Genomic DNA, 19,241 nt, shown 5'->3' on the forward strand with positions numbered 1-19,241 from the left:
ATAATAACAGAACTATTCGTATTTTGTTGCGCTGATGAAACATGATTATTTTCTTCCGTAAAAATAAAAATACGGTATAAATTGATAAAAAAATCATCAACACCAAATATTTCGGTGAAAATTAAGGGCAAAAATGTATTGGTAGCACCATTAGATTGGGGGTTGGGTCATACAACCCGCTGTATTCCTATAATTAATGCCCTGATTATCAATCATTACCATGTAATTCTGGCTGCATCCGGTAAGTCGGCCGCTTTGCTGCAAAAAGAATTTCCTCATTTAACCATTGTTCCCTTAGCCGGATATCATGTTCAATATGCGCAAAGCAGTAAATGGTTGCCAGTTAAATTATTGCTGCAGGTGCCTAAAATTATTCGTGCCATTAAAAATGAACATGCAGTACTGAATGAAATGGTACAGCAATATTCCATTAATTGGGTAATCAGTGATAACCGTTTTGGATTATACCATCCTGCTGTTCATTGCACCTTCATTACCCATCAATTAACTATTCTGGCTCCTTATCAATGGTTAAGAAATTTGCTGCAACGTATCAACTACCAATACATTAATCGTTTTGATACTTGTTGGGTGCCTGATATGGGCGGTGATGAGGGATTAGCGGGAATACTGTCTCATCCCAAACAATTACCTGCTATTCCCGTGCAATATATGGGAATGTTATCTAGATTTGAAAACACTGCTTCATTTCATCCGGGATATGTTTATGATTATTGCTTTCTGTTATCCGGCCCCGAACCGCAGCGTACCCTTCTTGAAAATATAGTCCTTTCTAAAATAGAGCAGATAGATGCAAGTATTATTGTTTTGCGAGGGTTGCCAGAACAGGCAAATGCCATCAAAAGCAAACACAATATTTTATCACATTTACCGGGTAAGGCATTGCAACAGGTGATTGAGCAGAGCAAATTTGTAATTGCAAGAAGTGGTTATACTACGGTAATGGAATTATTATCATTGCAAAAAAAATGTTTTTTTATACCTACGCCCGGGCAAACGGAACAGGAGTATCTGGCAGAACGTTTAGCCGACTTACAATTGTGTTTTATGGTGAAACAAGAGCATTTGAACATAGCAGAACAGTTAACAGCACTTGAACAGTTTCCTTTTAAAACTATACAGCCCAAAATTTTTACCGCGCAACAATTAAAGTTGCTCATGCAAAATCTTTAAAACCAAGTAAGCGTGCTGCTATATTTGCAATATGCTCAGTAATACCAGGTGGAATGCACATGCAGCCGTATTAATCACCAATCTGCTTTTTGGCGTAAATTATGCAGCCGTAAAATATATTACCCCTGCATTTATTTTACCTTTTGGATTAAACTTTGCGAGGGTAGTAACAGCACTGATATTATTTTGGACATTGTTTTTATTAAAGCCTGGAAACAGCGCCAGCATTGAACGCAAACATATTCCCTTATTTGTGCTCTGTGGTATTACCGGTGTTACAATTAATCAGTTATTTTTTATTAAAGGCCTGTCACTTACTTCTTCTATACATGCATCGCTGCTTGCTTTGGCAACACCCATATTCATTACATTCATTGCTGCATGGTTGTTAAAAGAACGGTTATCTGTTGTAAAAATATTGGGATTATTAATGGGCGTATCCGGCGCTGTTATTTTAATTGCCATGAAACAAAATAGTGGCAACAGGCAAGACAGCCTTATTGGCGATTTGTATATTTTGGTGAACGCCATCTCTTATGCTTTTTATATGGTTTGGGTTCGCCCTTTAATGCAGGTATATAGCGCATTGCATGTAATGCGCTGGATTTTTACCTTTGGAGCTTTGTTTTTAATTCCCTTTTGCTGGAACGATTTTTTTGTAACCCAATGGCATGCTTTTGGCATATTTGAATGGCTGATATTGGCATTGATATGTGTAGGTGCCACATTTGTGGCTTATCTCTTTAATGTGTATGGTATCTCCGTTATTGGCGCATCTGCTACGGGCAGTTACATTTATACTCAACCGGTATTTGCAGCCATTATTGCTGTATGGCTTTTGGGCGAACATTTTACACTCACTAAATTACTGGCAGGCTTATGTATTTTTGCCGGGGTGTTTTTGGTGAATAGTAAAAAAAATGTATTTAAATTTTTTTGGGGGAATAGAAAAACAGAAAATGCTTAGGCGCTGCGCTGAAATCTTTCCAGGAAGCTGCATCTACAGCAATGCCAACTACCCCGCAGGTAGGCATGGGCACTATTTCTTGTTTAAAAGCGGAACATTTGTAGGCAAACTCTGTAATGCCCGGATTGTGTGAAAACAAGGCGGCTGACTGAATGGCATCATCTAATTTTTCAGTAACATGAAAAAAAGTATCTAATTCGGCGTCGTATAATTCGGGTGCTTCACTAATTTGATTGTACAACAATTTTCCCTTTTGTTGAAAGGCTTCTAAAAAATAAGAGGCAGTGCTTATGGCTCTTAAAGCCGGGCTTGAAATAAAAGCATCTACCGTAATATTTTCTGCAATGAGTTTTTGGGCCATTTCAGCAGCCTCCATTTGTCCTCTATTGTTTAAAGGTCGGTCAAAATCAGTAAGTGCATCCAAACTACTTTTGGCATGCCGAATAATTAATAATTGCTTCATGATGCATTTAGCGTTTAATTAATAGCCTCTTACATTTTTCCCTTCCATGTAATTCATAAAAGCTTTATTGCAAACCTTGTTGCCACCAGGGGTGGGATAGTTGCCAGTAAAATACCAGTCGCCGGTATTGGTAGGGCATGATTCATGCAAATCTTCAATGGTTTGAAAAATCACTTCTACATCTAAATTTAATTCAGAAGGCGTAATTAATTGGGCAATTTCAGCCGATATTTCTTCTGTACTAAAGGGTTTATACACCTGCCGAACCATATTTTCGGTATGTAACTGATTGTTGCGTTCCATTTCTTTGCAGGTTTGGAACAACTGCTCCAGATCGGCTTCAATATCCCGTTTTTTGTGCAATGAAAGGGCTGCTTTAAAAGCAATGAAATCGCCCATTTTGCTCATGTCAATTCCATAGCAATCCGGGTAACGTATTTGCGGGGCTGAAGAAACTACAATAATTTTTTTAGGCTCTAAACGGGCCAACATTCTTATAATGCTTTCTTTTAAAGTAGTACCTCTTACAATACTATCGTCAATAACTACTAAAGTGTCTTCCTGTTTTTTTACGGTACCGTAAGTAATATCATAGACGTGCTGCACCATTTCATTTCGGCTATTGTCTTCTGTAATAAAAGTGCGCAGCTTCACATCTTTAATCGCTATTTTTTCCTGTCTTATTTTACGGTTAATCATTTCCTGCAGTTTATCTTCCGTAAAATCATTGCCCCAACTTAAAATGCGTTGAATTTTAATTTGGTTCAGGTATTCTTCCATTCCCTTTACTAAGCCATAAAATGCTACTTCTGCGGTATTGGGTATGTATGAAAAAATGGTTTGTTTTAAATTATAATCAATGCTTTCTAATACTGTTTTGCTTAGATGGTGCCCTAAGGCAATTCTTTCGCGGTAAATTTTTTCATCGCTGCCACGTGAAAAATAAATGCGTTCGAAAGAGCAGGCTCTTCTTTCCTTTGGGGGTAAAATTTGTTCAATGGCATATTTCCCATTATCATTTACAATTAAAGCACAACCGGGCATTAATTCTTTTACTTCATTTTCGCCCACATTAAAAGTAGTGCGTATGGCGGCCCTTTCACTGGCTGCCACAATAAATTCATCATGCACAAAATAATAGGCAGGTCTTATGCCATGTGCATCACGCATCACAAAGCTGTAACCGTTACCTGTTAATCCGCCAAAAGTATATCCACCATCAAACAATGGTGTTGCTTTTTTTAGCACTTGTGTTATGGAGGCCTGGTTGGGGTTTGCTTCATCTTCTTTTACCAAAAAATGATGCACCACTTCCATCATGGCAGCCAAATCGCTTTGTTTTTGAAATTCGCCTGGTTCAATATTCAGCAATTGATACAGTTCTTCCGTATTCACCAAATTAAAATTGCCGGCTAAGGCTAAATTCCTTCCCGGTAATAAATCTCTTTTTATAAAAGGGTGGCAAAATTCTGCATTGTTTTTTCCCTGGGTACCATACCGCAAATGGCCTAACATTAGTTCGCCCAGCATGGGTAAATGACCTTTTAATAATTCGGGCTGTTGTGTAATGTCTTTCTGGTATTTTTCCAGTTCCTGTACTTCTAAACCAATTCTATAAAATATTTCTGCAATAGATTGTGGAACAGCGCTGCGCATTCTGTTTAAAAATGCATAGCCATTGGGTACATTTAATTTTACGGAAGCAATACCGGAGCCATCCTGCCCACGGTTGTGTTGCTTTTCCATTAAAAGGTACAATTTGTTTAAACCGTAAAGGGCCGTTCCGTACTTTTCCAGATAGAATGATAAGGGTTTGCGTAACCGGATGAATGCCAAACCGCATTCGTGTTTTATTTCGTCGCTCATGTAAAGTTTATAAAAAGAAGTGGCGAAGTTACAACTCCGCCACTTTATTGAAAGGTTAATTATAGGAAGTTACCGGTTCGGGGTGCAAACTTTCTGCAAGCCATAAAAATTCTTTGATGAAATTGTCGATGTTTTTTTGAAAACTGCTATCCAATAGTTTGCCTTCGGGGCTAAATTTTTGATCAACAAAAGGGGTTACCAATAAATAGGGAGAAACTATGCCAAACAGGGCGGGTACCAGCAACAGTAATTGCTGTGCGCTGCGCATACCACCCAATGCACCGGTTGATGCGGTAACAATGCCAAACGTTTTATGTGGTTGTTTGGGAAAGTGATCCAATAAATTTTGCAATGCGGCGGAATAGCTGCCATTGTATTCGGGGGTTACCAAAATAAAGGCATCGGCTGCAAAAATTCTCCTGGCCAATGGTTTTAGATGTTCAGGAGCATGCTCTTCTGAAGTATATACCTGCTGTAAAAGCCCTATTTCCCAATCTTTTACATCAATCATTTGTACAGTATGTGCTGTATTTTCTGCCAAATAATTCTTTAAATAAATGGATAGTCTTTGGGTAACACTATCTTTTCTGGGACTGCCTGAAATAATTTCAATATTCATAATTAATATTTGTTGCTTAATTCAACAGCAAATGTGTTGGAAAGTTGCTTTTATGGTTTTTATTTCCGGAATAAAGCAGGATGAATAGCAAATGTTCATCCTGCCATTATTTTGAAATGGGTATTGTGCATGCTATCAGGCTTGTTTTGCCAGCTCAAAATTCATGTGTAATTTCACTTCATCACTTACTACTATACCGCCAGTTTCGGTAGTGGCGCTCCAGGTAAGGCCAAAATCTTTACGATTAATTTTTCCTTCTACTTCAAAACCCAATTTGGTTTGTCCCCAAGGGTCCACAATCTGACCGCCGTAAGAAACATCTAAAGTCACGGTTTTGGTAATATCTCTGATGGTTAGGTTGCCGGTTAAGCTGTATTTTTCATCATTTACTTTCTTAATATCGGTTGATTGGAAAAGAAGCTTTGGAAATTTGTCGGCTGCAAAAAAATCATCACTTTTTAAATGCCCGTCTCTTTGTTCATTGCCAGTAGTAATGCTGTTTACATCGGCTTCAAAGTTGATTTTTGCATCGGTAAAATCATCTTTCTCAACTTGTAAACTCCCGTCGAATTGCTGAAATTTTCCGGTTACACTTGAAATCATCAGGTGTTTTACTTTAAATGTTACTTCACTGTGTGCTGCATCAATTTTGTAGGTTGCCATTTTTTTTGTTTTTAAAGTTTAATGAATAAATATGTGTTTGTATTTAAGATGTTGCTTCAATTAAAACCCCCATTTTGCCCATTTGGTAATCTTTAAATGATTGTAAAATTTCTGTTTGTGTATTCATTACAAAAGGGCCGTGTGCCGCAATGGGCTCGTTCAAAGGTTCGCCACTGCCAATAAATAAATTACTGTCTTCGATAGCATCAATGGTAAATGTTGTTCCATTTTGCTGCAACAATGCTAACCGGCGGGCAGCAATGCTTGTGTTGGAATTGAATAATATGGCCCCACTTAATACATACACCAGCGATTGGTGTGTAGCCGGAATATGAAAAGTATACACACCGCCTTTTTTCATTTGCACCATCCATGTATTGACTGGTGTAAAAGTTGGAATGATACCTTTAATGCCATCCAGTTCTCCGGAGGGGATTAAGATGTTGGTTAAACCATCTGATGTTTGAATGGAGGGTGTTTCCGCTTGCGTTGCGGGATAATAATGCGGCTGATCCATTTTATAGGCTGCAGGTGTATTAATCCAAACCTGTAACAATTCCTGTACACCGCCGTGTTCAAAAATATCGGCAGGTAGGCGTTCGCTGTGAATAATACCCATTCCTGCATGTATCCATTGGGTACCGCCTGCATATACTACATGATTATTGCCCCGGCTATCCTGGTGATGCACACCTCCTTTATAAATAAAGCTAATAGCCGAAAAGCCACGATGTGGGTGTGGACCAACACCCTGCAAACGGATGGGAATGGCAGGGTCTGCTTTGGCTATGCCATGATGGAATACTAAAAAAGGATCAAAAAAATTGCCGCTGTTGGGCAGTAATTCCAGCACATCAATACTACCAACTTGGGTAGGGTTACCGGAAATAAGTCGCTGAATATTTTTTGTTGACATGTTTTTTTGTATGTTTTATTTATTGCAAAATGGGCACTTCCATTAATAAAATATGTGAGCCTGCCTGAACAGACAATGGAATGTTATCGGTTGCTGAAACCCCCAGCGCATCTCTTTTGTTTAATGTTATTTTGTTAACATTTGCGGCACCCTCTATCATAAAAATGTAAACGCCATGGTTCTTGTTCTGCAAACGATACTCGATCGTAGTATCTTTTGAAAATTTGCCCATGCTGAACCATGCATCCTGATTGATCCATAATGCATTTTCATCATTGGGTGCAACAATGGTTTTTAAACGGTTCAATAAATCTTCCTGCTGTAATGTGATTTGCTGATACCTGGGCGCAATATTTAAATTTTTAGGCATTACCCATATTTGTAAAAACTGTACCTGTTTGTCTTTGTTGGCATTGGTTTCGCTGTGCACAATGCCACTGCCTGCGCTCATTATCTGTACATCATTTTCTTTAATAATGGCATCACGGCCCGTATTGTCTTTATGATGTAAATCACCATGCAGGGGTATTGATATGATTTCCATATTTTGGTGTGGATGCGCTCCAAAGCCCATTCCCGGAGCAACAGTATCATCATTTAAAACCCTTAATGCACCAAAATGCATACGTTCCGGATTATAATAATCTGCAAAACTGAAGGTATGCCAGCTGTTTAACCAGCCATGTTGTGCATGACCTCTTGAAGCCGCTGTATGTAAAATGGTTTTCATGTTTTAATACTTTAAATTTTGAATGTGCTTATTTTGTTAATTATATGTATGTACATCTATCTACTTAAAAAATTTTTATACTTCTTTCGATCGGATTTTTTCGAGTAATGCATTGAGTTGCATTGCTTCTTCATTATTTATTGCAAATTCAGTGGCTCGGTGTGTATCTATCGCCTCACTGCATTTTTCTAAAAGATTTACACCTAATGGTGTTAAATGAATCACCGTTTCACGTTTGTCAATTTGTGATTGCTTGCGTTCTACCAATTTTTTTAGTTCCAGTCTGTCTATAATTCTGGGCACATTTGAGTTTTTTTCAATCATCCTTCCTGCAATGTCTCTTACGCACATGTCATCCGGATGTTTCCCTTTTAAAATACGCAGTACATTAAACTGTTCATGTGTAATGCCAAATTGCTTTAAAATAATGGCCGATTGGGTTTTTAACCACCAGGCAGTATATAAAATGTTCAATGCCGATTTATGCACCTCGTCTTTAAATTTATTACTTTGTATGGCTTGTTCTAATTTCACAACACAAATGTATGTACATACATGCAATTTTTCAAATTTTTCTTATTTTCAATCAAAAAGGGAATTTTAGAAGCATCAGTCAATCGTGCTTTTTTAAATTTTTATAAAAACTAACCAACGGGAGCCTACTTTTGAAATGCAGAAAATTTAATTTTCTGTTTATACTATTTTGTACAAACAGTAAAAAGCTGTTAACTTTGCAGTTGTTACCGAATTGCTCTTCACGATAAAAAAACAGGTAGAATGAAAGAAGAAATGGATGTTTTGGAACAAACCATTGGTTCAGAGTACAAGTACGGGTTTGTTACAGACATTGAAACAGATACTGTTCCAAAAGGAATTGATGAATCAATTGTACGGCTCATTTCAAAGAAAAAAAATGAGCCTGAATGGATGCTGAACTGGCGGTTAAAAGCTTTTGCCCACTGGCTAAAAATGGAAGAGCCCCAATGGCCCAATGTAACATATCCACCTATTAATTTCCAGGATATTATTTATTATGCTGCTCCCAAAAAGAAAAAGGCCTTAAACGGATTGGATGAAGTAGATCCCGAATTACTGAAAACCTTCGAGAAATTGGGGATATCGATTAATGAGCAAAAACGATTAACCGGTGTGGCTGTGGATGTGGTAATGGACAGTGTGTCTGTAGCTACTTCCTTTAAAAAACAATTGGCCGAAGTGGGTATTATTTTTTGCTCTATGAGCGAGGCCATTCAAAACCATCCGGAGCTGGTCCAAAAATATATAGGCTCTGTAGTGCCCATGACCGATAATTATTTTGCAGCCCTGAATAGTGCTGTTTTTACCGATGGTTCATTCTGCTATATTCCCAAAGGGGTTCGTTGCCCCATGGAATTATCTACTTATTTCCGAATAAATACTGAAAATACAGGTCAGTTTGAAAGAACACTGATTGTGGCAGAAGAAGAATCTTATGTAAGTTATCTGGAAGGTTGTACTGCCCCTAAACGGGATGAAAATCAATTACATGCCGCTGTGGTTGAATTGGTGGCGCATCGCAAAGCCGAAATTAAATATTCGACTGTACAAAACTGGTATCCAGGCGATGCCAATGGTGCCGGAGGTATTTACAATTTTGTTACCAAAAGAGGTATTTGCTTAGGCGAATATGCTAAAATATCTTGGTCGCAGGTAGAAACAGGTTCTGCCATTACTTGGAAATATCCTAGTGTAATTTTGAAAGGCGATAATTCTGTTGGCGAATTTTATTCAGTAGCACTTACCAATCATTTACAGCAAGCCGATACCGGTACCAAAATGATTCATTTGGGCAAAAACACCCGTAGCCGAATTGTATCAAAAGGTATTTCAGCTGGCAAAAGCCAGAATAGTTATCGCGGATTGGTTCGGGTGGGTAAAAATGCCATCAATGCCCGTAATTTTTCTCAGTGCGATTCTTTGCTTTTGAGCGATCAGTGTGGTGCACATACCTTTCCTTACATAGAAGCTGCGCATCCATCAGCTGTTATTGAACATGAGGCCACCACTTCTAAAATTGGTGAAGACCAGCTTTTTTACTGCCGTCAACGCGGTATTGATACTGAAGCTGCCGTAGCGCTCATTGTTACGGGCTTTGCAAAAGAAGTGATGAATCAATTGCCTATGGAATTTGCTGTAGAAGCACAAAAACTGCTGGCTATCAGTCTGGAAGGAAGTGTTGGTTAAAACTAATTTTTCATTAATTACATTTTAATAATATGTTGTCTATTCAAAACATTCATGCTGCTATTGAAGGTAAAGAAATTTTAAAAGGAATCAATCTTGATATTCAACCCGGCGAAGTACACGCCATCATGGGGCCGAATGGTTCCGGTAAAAGTACGCTGGCATCTGTACTGGCAGGAAGGGAAGAGTATGAAGTAACCGAGGGCTCAATTGAGTTTCTTGGGAAAAATATGTTGGAACTTTCGCCTGAAGAAAGAGCCAGAGAAGGGTTGTTTCTTGCCTTCCAATATCCGGTTGAAATTCCGGGTGTAAGCACTACCAATTTTATTAAAACTGCTTTAAATGAAAAAAGGAAATACCATGGCTTAGAACCCTTAGATGCCGTAGCTTTTTTGAAATTAATGAAAGAAAAAATGCAGTTGGTTGAAATTGATAAAGCCCTGCTGACACGCTCAGTGAATGAAGGCTTTTCAGGCGGTGAAAAAAAGAAGAATGAAATTTTTCAGATGGCGATGCTTGAACCGAAGCTCACTATCTTGGATGAAACAGATTCAGGATTGGATATTGATGCCTTACGAATAGTAGCCAGTGGTGTAAATAAACTGCGTAATAAAGACAACGCTATTATTGTTATTACCCATTATCAACGTTTATTGGATTATTTACAACCCGATTTTGTACATGTTTTGTATAAGGGACGTATTGTAAAATCAGGAACCAAGGAGTTAGCACTAACTCTGGAAGACCAAGGCTACGACTATATTAAAGAAGAGTTTGGGGCTACAACTATTTAAAATCAATTCCAAAAATATTCCAGTAATATGGCAATTTTACAAACGGCGTATATAGAAGAAAAGTTTGGCACATTGCAATCATCGCATCCAAATGTGTTGTTGAATGAGGTTAGACAAAAAGGTTTTCAAGCCTATCAAAATGTAGGTATTCCATCTTATAAAAATGAAGAGTGGCGGTATACTCCGGTCAGTAATTTATTTAAACAGTCATACAGTTTTTCTGAAAAAATTTCAACCATCAATCAGGCGTCTGTTAATACATTTCGCTTGCCGGATAGTGCAACAGCCAATGAACTGGTATTTGTAAATGGTTTGTACAATCCGTTGCTTTCTAATATTCGTTCTGCAGCCAATGAACTGGTTATTATATCAATGGAAGAAGCAGCGAATGATATACGTTTTTCTGATATTTTGAAAGAGCACTTAGGTAAAAGCAGTTTGTATTTGCAGGATGGTATTCATGCACTAAATACCTCTTTCATTAGCGGTGGTGTATTTGTGTATGTTCCCAAAAAAGTACAGGTAGCACTGCCATTGTATATTTATCATATTGCCGATACTGTTCAAAATCCGGTTCTGGCTCAGCCCCGCAGTTTGATATATCTGGCAGAATCAGCTGAATTGAAGTTGGTTGAAACATATAAAACTGCAGGTAGTTCAGATAGTTTTACAAATGAAGTAATGGAAGTGGTGGTTGCAGGCAATGCGGTGTTTGAATATTATAAACTACAAAATGATATTGCAGTAGCTAATCAGGTAAACACAACCCATATTCGCCAAATTGGCAAAAGTTATGTGCATACCGTAGTGGTTACTTTAGATGGTGGCATGGTTCGTAACAACACCAATATTATTATGGAAACACCAGGTAATGAGGCACATATGTATGGCTTGTATTTGTTGAAAGGGAATACACATGCTGATAACCATACATTGGTTGATAACAGAGAACCCCATTGCTTTAGTAATGAGTTGTATAAAGGTGTAATGGATGATGCAACTACAGGCGTTTTTAGCGGGAAAATTTATGTGCGGCCACAGGCTCAAAAAATCAATGCATACCAGAGTAACAAAAATATTTTGTTGAGTGAAAGGGCCAGTGTAAATACCAAACCTCAGTTACAAATTTTTGCTGACGATGTTAAATGTTCTCATGGATGTACTATAGGAAGGTTAGATGAGGAAGCTTTGTTTTATCTGCGTTCCCGTGGTATTGATGCTGCACAGGCTAAAGCTATGTTGTTGCAGGCATTTGCAAACGATGTTATTGAAAAAATTAAAATTGAATCATTACGCGGACACATTGAAACACTGATTGTAAACAGGCTCTCCGTTCAAATCAGCTGATATCATCATGGAAACATCAACCCATATATTGAATACATTGCAGGTGGAAGATATTCGGAAACAATTCCCAATATTGAAGCGCACTATTCATAACAAGCCTATCGTATATTTCGATAATGCTGCAACTACACAAAAGCCAATGGTTGTTATTGATGCATTGAGCCATTATTATATGCACTCAAATGCCAATATTCACAGAGGTATTCATACACTTGCAGAAGAAGCAACGGCCGCTTATGAAGCAACACGCACAGCAGTGCAGGTTTTTATCAATGCATCTTGTACCGAAGAAATAATTTTTACACGAGGTACCACTGAGTCAATCAATCTGGTTGCTAATACATGGGGAAGAAAAAATATTCAGGAAGGTGATGAAATCATCATTTCTGAAATGGAACATCACTCCAATATTGTGCCTTGGCAAATACTTTGTGAAGAAAAAAAAGCAGTATTAAAGGTTATTCCCATTAGCGATGAAGGTGAGTTGTTGTTAGATGTTTACCGGCAACTGCTAACGTCTAAAACGAAATTGGTTGCCATTACTTATGTATCGAATAGTTTAGGCACCATCAATCCCATATCTGAAATCATACAAATGGCACACAACGCTGGTGCGCTTGTGTTAGTGGATGGCGCTCAGGCTACTGTACATTTAGATATTGATGTACAAAAAATGGATTGTGACTTCTATGCTTTTTCAGGACATAAAATTTATGCTCCAACAGGCGTTGGTGTTTTGTATGGTAAAAAGGCTTTGTTAGAAGCAATGCCCGTATTTATGGGCGGTGGCGAAATGATAAAAGAAGTAAGTTTTGTCAAAACTACTTATGCTGAATTGCCGTATAAATACGAAGCAGGCACCCCAAACATTGCTGATACCATTGCATTAAAGGCAGCGATTGATTTTATGCGTGAAACCGATGTTGCAATGATACACCAACATGAAAAAGAATTATTGGAATATGCTACGAAACAAATGCTCCAAATTCCCAACTTGCGCATTTATGGAACGGCTGAAAATAAAACCGGAGTTATTTCTTTTCTGGTAAACAATATTCATCCGCAAGATATGGGTGTTTTATTAGATAATCAGGGCATTGCCGTTAGAACCGGGCATCATTGTACACAACCCTTAATGCACCGTTTGGGTATTCCCGGAACGGTTCGTGCTTCTTTTGCCGTATATAATACAATGGAAGAAGTAGACCGGCTAATTAACGGCATTCAAAAATCAATTAAAATGCTTTTATAATATGGGTGAATCAAGCACTATTGCAGCAAGAGAGGCAGAAATAATTGAAGCATTTGCTTTATTGGATAGCTGGGAAGAAAAATATGAATACATCATTGAACTGGGTAAAAAACTTCCACCGCTGGATGAGCGATATAAGTTAGCAGAAAATATCATTAAAGGCTGCCAGTCAACTGTTTGGTTAGTAGCCAATTATTCAGATGGGAAAGTATTTTTTAAAGCAGATAGTGATGCGGTAATTGTAAAAGGATTGGTGAGTTTGCTGATTAAAGTTTTATCCGGCGTTACGCCTCAGGAAATTTTACAAGCACAATTAGATTTTTTGCAAGAAATAGGCATGATGACACATTTGGCACAAACCCGTTCCAATGGTTTGCGTGCCATGATTCAGCAAATGAAACATTATGCATTGGCGTTTCAATCTATTAACTCCTGAAAAAGGAAAACTATGGAACCAGAAGTATTAAAAGAAAAAGTGATTGAAGCTTTACATGAAATATACGATCCGGAAATTCCGGTAGATATTTACGAGCTGGGTCTGATTTATGAAGTTGAAATTCTGCCTATTAACAATGTGCAGATTGTAATGACTTTAACTGCACCCAGTTGCCCGGCTGCTCAGGAATTACCGATTGAAGTTGACCAAAAAGTGCGTGCTATTGAAGGGGTAAATGATGTGCATGTTTCAGTAGTTTGGGATCCGCCATGGGATAGAAGCATGATGAGTGAGGCTGCTCAACTTACTTTAGGATTTATGTAACGCTGGCATTCAAATTTAATACTAAAAAACAATAAATAATTTTTTAATATATATAGATCTGTACGCTTACCTTAAAAAATTGCAACATGAAAATAACTTCACAGGAAGAATATGGTTTTCGTATTTTACTCCGCATTGCAAGGTGTAAGGATAGTGAAAGCATGAGCATACAAGCACTGAGTGTTGCCGAGGGTTTAACAATGGCTTATGTGGCTAAATTAACCCGATTGTTGCGGAAGGCAGGATATATTAATAGTACACCTGGTAATGTGGGCGGTTATGTTTTGGCCAGACCTGCATCTGAAATTAATGTAAATAAGGTATTAAAATCATTGGGTGGGGCATTGTTTTCAAAAGAGTTTTGCGGTACGTATTCCGGATCTATGCGTTTTTGCAATAATTCGGTAGATTGTTCTGTGCGTTCATTGTGGCAAATGGTGCAGTTCTCCATTGATCAATTATTAGATAAAGTGAGTTTACAGGATTTGATTGGTACTGAAAAAAAATCTGAAAATTTGTTGAGCAATTTGTTTCAGGCGCATCTGCAATTGTTGAAAGAGGCCGAAGTTGCTACCGTATAAATTTTGAATTTACTTTAAAATAACGGTGTACAGTTGGTGTAATGATACAAAGTGGGCTGTAATTCTGCAATTTTTTTATTGCAGATAGAGTGCCCTCTTTTAAAAAATAAAAAACCATTTCTGCTGTTGGTAAAATGGTTTTGAATATGTTTGAAGAAAGTGGATTGAACTATATATGCTACAACTTTTAATTTCTAGCAGCATATTTCCACCACTCATCCAACGATTTGCAACCTTTAAATTCTTTATCGATAGTAATGTAGAAATTAGGTAAATGATCGTTAAACCATTGTTCTAATTTCGATTGTTTTTTATCTTCCAATGCTTGTTGTGCAATTTTGTTATAATCTTCTTTCAGGTTTTCGCGATGTGGCTCTGTTCTGGTTTTCAGATAAACCAATCGTACCATTTTTCTGCCCCGGTCGTCGGTATAAACTTGTGGTTGCGATATTTGTCCGGGCTTCAGTGTTTTTAATAATGGAATTAAGTCTTTATCGGGTAACTGATCAATGGTAATGTATGAACTGCCATCTCTTCCCTGAATTTGACCGCCGGTAAATTTGCTGTTATCATCGTCGCTAAAGCGCTTAACAGCTTCGCCGAAAGTCATTTGTTTGGTTTCAATTAAATTACGAACCGAGTCTAATTTTTGAACGGATAAATCAATTTCTGTTTGTGTTACCGGTGGAATTTTAAGAATGTGGCGTACTACCGCATCATCGCCGGAACGGCTTACCAATTGAATGATGTGTAAACCAAATTTTGATTTAATAACCGGAGAAATTTGACCTTCCTTCAATTTAAATACAGTGGCCAAAAATGTAGGATCCCAGAATTTATCGTTTCTGTTCAGGTGTAATAAACCACCTTGTTTTTCTGTTTCCACATCATCAGAATATAGCTTTGCTAACTGATCAAATCTTTTCTGGCCCGATTCAACTTGTTTTTTATAGCTGTATAAATCTTTTGATACATAATCTTCTACTTCTTTATTCGCTTTTGGCTGTGCCAAAATTTGGCTCACTTCAATTTCGCTTTCAAAAAATGGGAGACTGTCTTTTGGAATTTTATCGAAATATGCTTTTACTTCATTGGGAGTAACTTTTACGTTCTCCAGAATTTTATTGCGCATCTGGTCGGCTAATTTTCTGTCTCTGAATGCCGGCCTGAAATCTTCTTTAATTTGATAAATGGTTTTACCTGCAATTTCCTCCAGTACTTCTTTCGAACCATATTCTCTGATAAAACCTCTGATTTGATTGTCTAAAGCTGCATCCAAATCTTCATCAGAAACAACGAGTGAATCTTTTTCAGCTTGTAAAACCAATGCTTTTTGAATGAGTTGTGCTTCTAAAAAGGCACATTCAGGATGTGGAGGTAATGATGCTTCCTGACCCTGACGTTTGGCATCTGAAATAGCATTCATTACATCTGATCGTAAAATAATTTTATCGCCAACCTGGGCAACAATTTTATCGGCTACTACTTTTTGTACCTGCGCTTTTATAGTGGCAGATACGGAAAAGAAAAGAATGCTTACTAATAAAAACTGCTTCATAATTTTTTACTATGTATCACCTGCAAGGCTATTTCATTTATTTAAAAATGTTTATTCCTGCATGCTATTCAGGATAAAATATTTAGGTATTGTGTGTTTCAAAAGTACTTCTAAACTGTGTGAAACTGCTCACTGCTAAAGCTTTTAACAAAAAAATTTGCTTCAGGCAGGCTTACCCGCTACATCCTGAAGCAAATGATAGGAAAGTATGGTTATAATGTACGTTTTATTTCTACTTCTTCATAAGCTACAATGGTATCACCTACTGCTAAATCAGTATAATTTTTAATGGTTAAGCCGCACTCCATATTAGAGGGCACTTCTTTTACATCATCTTTATATCTTTTTAAACTGCCTAATTCAGCAAATGCACCTTCCTGACGTGGATAAATTAAGATGCCATCTCTAAACAATCTGATTTTTGCATCTCTTTTTATACGGCCTTCTAAAACAAAGCAACCTGCAACGGTAGCTTTATCAAATTTATATACTTCGCGTACTTCAACGGTGGCCACTTCTTTTTCCTGAATTTTGGGTTCCAACATACCCTCCATGGCGCTCTTCACTTCTTCAATAGCATTGTAAATAATGGAGTACATTTTAATTTCTACGCCCTCATTTTGTGCCAGACGGGCAGCTTGTGCCGATGGGCGAACATTGAAGCCAATTAAAATGGCATCAGAAGCGGTAGCCAGCAATACATCACTTTCTGAAATCTGACCCACTGCTTTGTGTACAACATTCACTGCAATTTCAGCGGTAGAAAGTTTTTGTAAAGAATCGCTCAATGCTTCTATTGAACCATCCACATCACCTTTGATGATAATATTTAATTCTTTAAAGTTACCCAAAGCTAATCTACGTCCAATTTCATCTAGGGTAATATGTTTACGTGCTCTAAGTCCCTGTTCACGCATTAATTGTGCCCGTTTATTGGCAGATTCTTTGGCTTCAGATTCACCTTTATATACTTTAAATTTTTCACCGGCCTGTGGTGCACCATTTAAGCCTAAAATAACTGCGGGTGTTGATGGAGGTGCTTCTGTAATTTTTTGATTCCGTTCGTTAAACATGGCTTTAACACGGCCATAATATTGTGCACTTACAATAATATCACCTTGTTTAAGGGTGCCATTTTGAACCAGAATAGTAGCTACATAGCCGCGACCTTTATCTAAAGTGGCTTCTATAATAGAGCCGGATGCTTCTTTATTGGGGTTGGCTTTCAGATCTAACAATTCTGCTTCCAGCAATATTTTTTCTAAAAGTAAATCAACATTTAAACCTTGTTTGGCACTCAGTTCTTGACTTTGGTATTTTCCACCCCACTCTTCCACCAAAATATTCATATTGGAAAGTTGTTCATATATTTTTTGTGGATTGGCGCCTTCTTTATCAATTTTATTGATGGCAAAAATCATGGGTACATTGGCAGCTTGTGCGTGGCTAATGGCCTCTTTGGTTTGTGGCATTACGGCATCATCTGCTGCAATAACAATAACTGCAATGTCTGTAACTTTTGCACCTCTAGCACGCATAGCGGTAAAGGCTTCGTGTCCGGGTGTATCTAAAAATGTAATGTGTTTGCCACTTTCGGGTAAGGTAACTTCATACGCACCAATGTGCTGGGTAATACCGCCTGCTTCACCTGCAACTACATTGGCATTTCTAATATAATCGAGTAATGAGGTTTTACCATGGTCAACGTGGCCCATAATGGTTACTATTGGTGGGCGGCTTACTAAGTTTTGGGTATCTTCCTCTTCTTCTTCCTCATTTAATTCATCCACGTCATCCACGCCAATAAATTCTACTTCATAGCCAAATTCACTAGCCACTAATTCAATTACTTCTGCATCAAGGCGTTGGTTAATAGACACCATAATGCCCAGGTTCATACATTTACCAATTACATCTGCAAAACTTACGTCCATTAAATTGGCCAGTTCGCTTACGCTGATAAATTCTGTTACCTGTAGTTTATTATCTTCCGATAATTCGCCCATTGATTCGGCAGCTTCATCTCGTTTGGCACGGCGATATTTTGCTTTTAGGCTTTTACCTCTGCCACCTGCACCGGCTAATTTAGCCTGCGTTTCTTTTATTTTTTCCTGAATATCTTTTGCGTCAATTTCTTTTTCTTCTTTTCTATGATCACGTCCGGCACCTCGTTGGTGTGGGGTATGTCGGTTATTGTTGTTCCGGTTGCCACCTGTTCCGCCACCACCTTGCGGCTGATTATTGCGGTTATTAGCGGGTTGTATGGGCCGGTTGGGTCCTGTAACCGGTGTACCGCCTGCATTAACAGTAGTACCTGCAGCTACATTACCCTGACGTGGGCCGCCACCTGCTTTGGGTTCGCGGTTAAATTGTCCTCCGGGTTGGTTACCACCTACTTTGTTTAGCGGAATGCGTTTGCGTTGCTTACGGCTTTCTTCACGTGAAGAAGGTTTGGGCCGGGTGTCACTGTCAATTGGCAATTGTATTTTCCCTAATATTTTGGGGCCGGTTAATTTTTCCACTTCAATATTTTCAATAACCGGTGCACCATCCTGGTGTGGAATGTTGGATTCTATATTGGTTACAGGTGTTGCTGTGGGTTGTTCTTCTTTAGCAACAACCGTAATTTCTTCGGGTTGAACACGTGGAGTAACCGGGGTAGTACTTTCAACTATCGGTTCCTTTTTATCGGATGTATCTTCTTTCTTTCTGGAAGATTTTTTAGGTCTGGTAGAAGTATCTATTGCATCTAAATCAATCTTTGCAATAATTTTAGGCCCTTCTATTTCGGGAACCTCTAACTTAATAAAGTCATCTTCTGCAGATTTTTCGGGTACAATTACTTCCGGTTCGGGATGCTTTTCCTGGATGATGGGCGCTTCTGTAAGAATAGGTTCAGATGGTAATTCAACGGTAGGAACTTCGGCTGGTGTAGTTTTTTTCTGAACAGATTCCGATTCTGTTTCTTTCAATGTTTCCTTAAGTTCTTCTTTGGGGAGTGATTTTTTTTCCTCTTTTTTAAAACTTACTTCTTCTTCTTCCTTTCTTTTTCTTGGTTCTGCCGGAGCAATTTTAGGTATTTCTACCTGATCAGCTTTATTCTTAGCTTGTTTATCACTTTGGAATTCGGCCTGAAGGGCAAGATACATTTCTACCGAAAGTTTGGCTGTTGGTTTCAGCTCCTCTTTGTTAAAACCTCTCTTCCCCAAAAATTCAATAATGGTATCCTGACCAACATTAAACTCTTTGGCTGCTGCTAATAATCGTGGTAATTTCAGTTCTGACATTCCGTTTTATTTAATCCATCC

At 38.1% G+C, this 19,241-nt stretch carries 18 protein-coding genes; 9 read left to right on the top strand and 9 right to left on the bottom strand.

What is annotated here, in order from left to right; translation table 11 throughout:
- Positions 1 to 114: 114 nt before the first annotated feature.
- Complete coding sequence (locus tag EO766_RS11290) at positions 115 to 1,194, top strand: glycosyltransferase (RefSeq protein ID WP_143439230.1); 1,080 nt, start codon at positions 115 to 117, stop codon at positions 1,192 to 1,194.
- A gap of 31 nt (positions 1,195 to 1,225) precedes the next feature.
- The gene (locus tag EO766_RS11295) at positions 1,226 to 2,161 is read left to right on the top strand and encodes a DMT family transporter (RefSeq protein WP_074420750.1); all 936 of its coding nucleotides are present in this window, start codon (positions 1,226 to 1,228) and stop codon (positions 2,159 to 2,161) included.
- Here EO766_RS11295 and EO766_RS11300 read toward each other — a convergent pair.
- The 7 genes from EO766_RS11300 to EO766_RS11330 all read right to left on the bottom strand — a co-directional run bounded on the left by EO766_RS11300 (position 2,121) and on the right by EO766_RS11330 (position 7,952).
- Entirely contained in the window at positions 2,121 to 2,624 is a 504-nt protein-coding gene (locus EO766_RS11300) for a SixA phosphatase family protein (protein ID WP_074420749.1), read from the bottom strand. The two genes, EO766_RS11295 and EO766_RS11300, sit on opposite strands and share 41 nt — an antisense overlap.
- Before the next feature lie 18 nt (positions 2,625 to 2,642).
- Positions 2,643 to 4,490, bottom strand: coding sequence for an amidophosphoribosyltransferase (locus EO766_RS11305; RefSeq protein ID WP_074417827.1), 1,848 nt, complete (start codon positions 4,488 to 4,490; stop codon positions 2,643 to 2,645).
- Between the two features lie 55 nt (positions 4,491 to 4,545).
- Complete coding sequence (locus tag EO766_RS11310; RefSeq protein WP_074420748.1) at positions 4,546 to 5,109, bottom strand: NADPH-dependent FMN reductase; 564 nt, start codon at positions 5,107 to 5,109, stop codon at positions 4,546 to 4,548.
- 135 nt (positions 5,110 to 5,244) lie between these two features.
- Entirely contained in the window at positions 5,245 to 5,772 is a 528-nt protein-coding gene (locus tag EO766_RS11315; protein ID WP_074420747.1) for a YceI family protein, read from the bottom strand.
- Positions 5,773 to 5,815: 43 nt separating this feature from the next.
- Positions 5,816 to 6,688, bottom strand: a complete 873-nt coding sequence (locus EO766_RS11320) for a pirin family protein (RefSeq protein WP_074417824.1) — start codon at positions 6,686 to 6,688, stop codon at positions 5,816 to 5,818.
- Between the two features lie 19 nt (positions 6,689 to 6,707).
- A complete protein-coding gene (locus tag EO766_RS11325; RefSeq protein WP_074420746.1) occupies positions 6,708 to 7,418 on the bottom strand; it encodes a pirin family protein in 711 nt (236 codons plus the stop codon).
- Between the two features lie 75 nt (positions 7,419 to 7,493).
- Entirely contained in the window at positions 7,494 to 7,952 is a 459-nt protein-coding gene (locus EO766_RS11330) for a MarR family winged helix-turn-helix transcriptional regulator (RefSeq protein WP_068242332.1), read from the bottom strand.
- Between the two features lie 243 nt (positions 7,953 to 8,195).
- Between EO766_RS11330 and sufB the strand changes: the two genes are divergently transcribed.
- From sufB to EO766_RS11365, 7 genes are all read left to right on the top strand, one after another.
- The gene (gene sufB, locus EO766_RS11335; RefSeq protein WP_074417822.1) at positions 8,196 to 9,641 is read left to right on the top strand and encodes a Fe-S cluster assembly protein SufB; all 1,446 of its coding nucleotides are present in this window, start codon (positions 8,196 to 8,198) and stop codon (positions 9,639 to 9,641) included.
- A gap of 32 nt (positions 9,642 to 9,673) precedes the next feature.
- The gene (sufC, locus tag EO766_RS11340) at positions 9,674 to 10,435 is read left to right on the top strand and encodes a Fe-S cluster assembly ATPase SufC (RefSeq protein WP_074417821.1); all 762 of its coding nucleotides are present in this window, start codon (positions 9,674 to 9,676) and stop codon (positions 10,433 to 10,435) included.
- 27 nt (positions 10,436 to 10,462) lie between these two features.
- Entirely contained in the window at positions 10,463 to 11,782 is a 1,320-nt protein-coding gene (sufD, locus tag EO766_RS11345; RefSeq protein ID WP_074417820.1) for a Fe-S cluster assembly protein SufD, read from the top strand.
- 7 nt (positions 11,783 to 11,789) lie between these two features.
- On the top strand, positions 11,790 to 13,034 hold the full coding sequence (locus tag EO766_RS11350; protein ID WP_141676745.1) for a cysteine desulfurase: 1,245 nt from the start codon (positions 11,790 to 11,792) through the stop codon (positions 13,032 to 13,034).
- 1 nt (position 13,035) lies between these two features.
- Complete coding sequence (locus tag EO766_RS11355) at positions 13,036 to 13,470, top strand: SufE family protein (protein WP_068242339.1); 435 nt, start codon at positions 13,036 to 13,038, stop codon at positions 13,468 to 13,470.
- A 12-nt stretch (positions 13,471 to 13,482) separates the two neighbouring features.
- Positions 13,483 to 13,794, top strand: a complete 312-nt coding sequence (locus EO766_RS11360; RefSeq protein ID WP_068242340.1) for an SUF system Fe-S cluster assembly protein — start codon at positions 13,483 to 13,485, stop codon at positions 13,792 to 13,794.
- A gap of 86 nt (positions 13,795 to 13,880) precedes the next feature.
- Positions 13,881 to 14,375 (top strand): RrF2 family transcriptional regulator, encoded by a 495-nt coding sequence (locus EO766_RS11365; protein ID WP_074417819.1) that lies wholly within the window; start codon positions 13,881 to 13,883, stop codon positions 14,373 to 14,375.
- Positions 14,376 to 14,562: 187 nt separating this feature from the next.
- On the opposite strand, the gene EO766_RS11370 is transcribed toward EO766_RS11365, so the two are convergent.
- Complete coding sequence (locus EO766_RS11370; protein WP_287101030.1) at positions 14,563 to 15,933, bottom strand: peptidylprolyl isomerase; 1,371 nt, start codon at positions 15,931 to 15,933, stop codon at positions 14,563 to 14,565.
- Positions 15,934 to 16,145: 212 nt separating this feature from the next.
- Positions 16,146 to 19,220, bottom strand: coding sequence for a translation initiation factor IF-2 (gene infB / locus EO766_RS11375; RefSeq protein WP_074420745.1), 3,075 nt, complete (start codon positions 19,218 to 19,220; stop codon positions 16,146 to 16,148).
- Between the last annotated feature and the right edge of the window lie 21 nt (positions 19,221 to 19,241).

Source organism: Hydrotalea sp. AMD (assembly GCF_004100315.1).
Lineage (GTDB): Bacteria > Bacteroidota > Bacteroidia > Chitinophagales > Chitinophagaceae > Hydrotalea > Hydrotalea flava.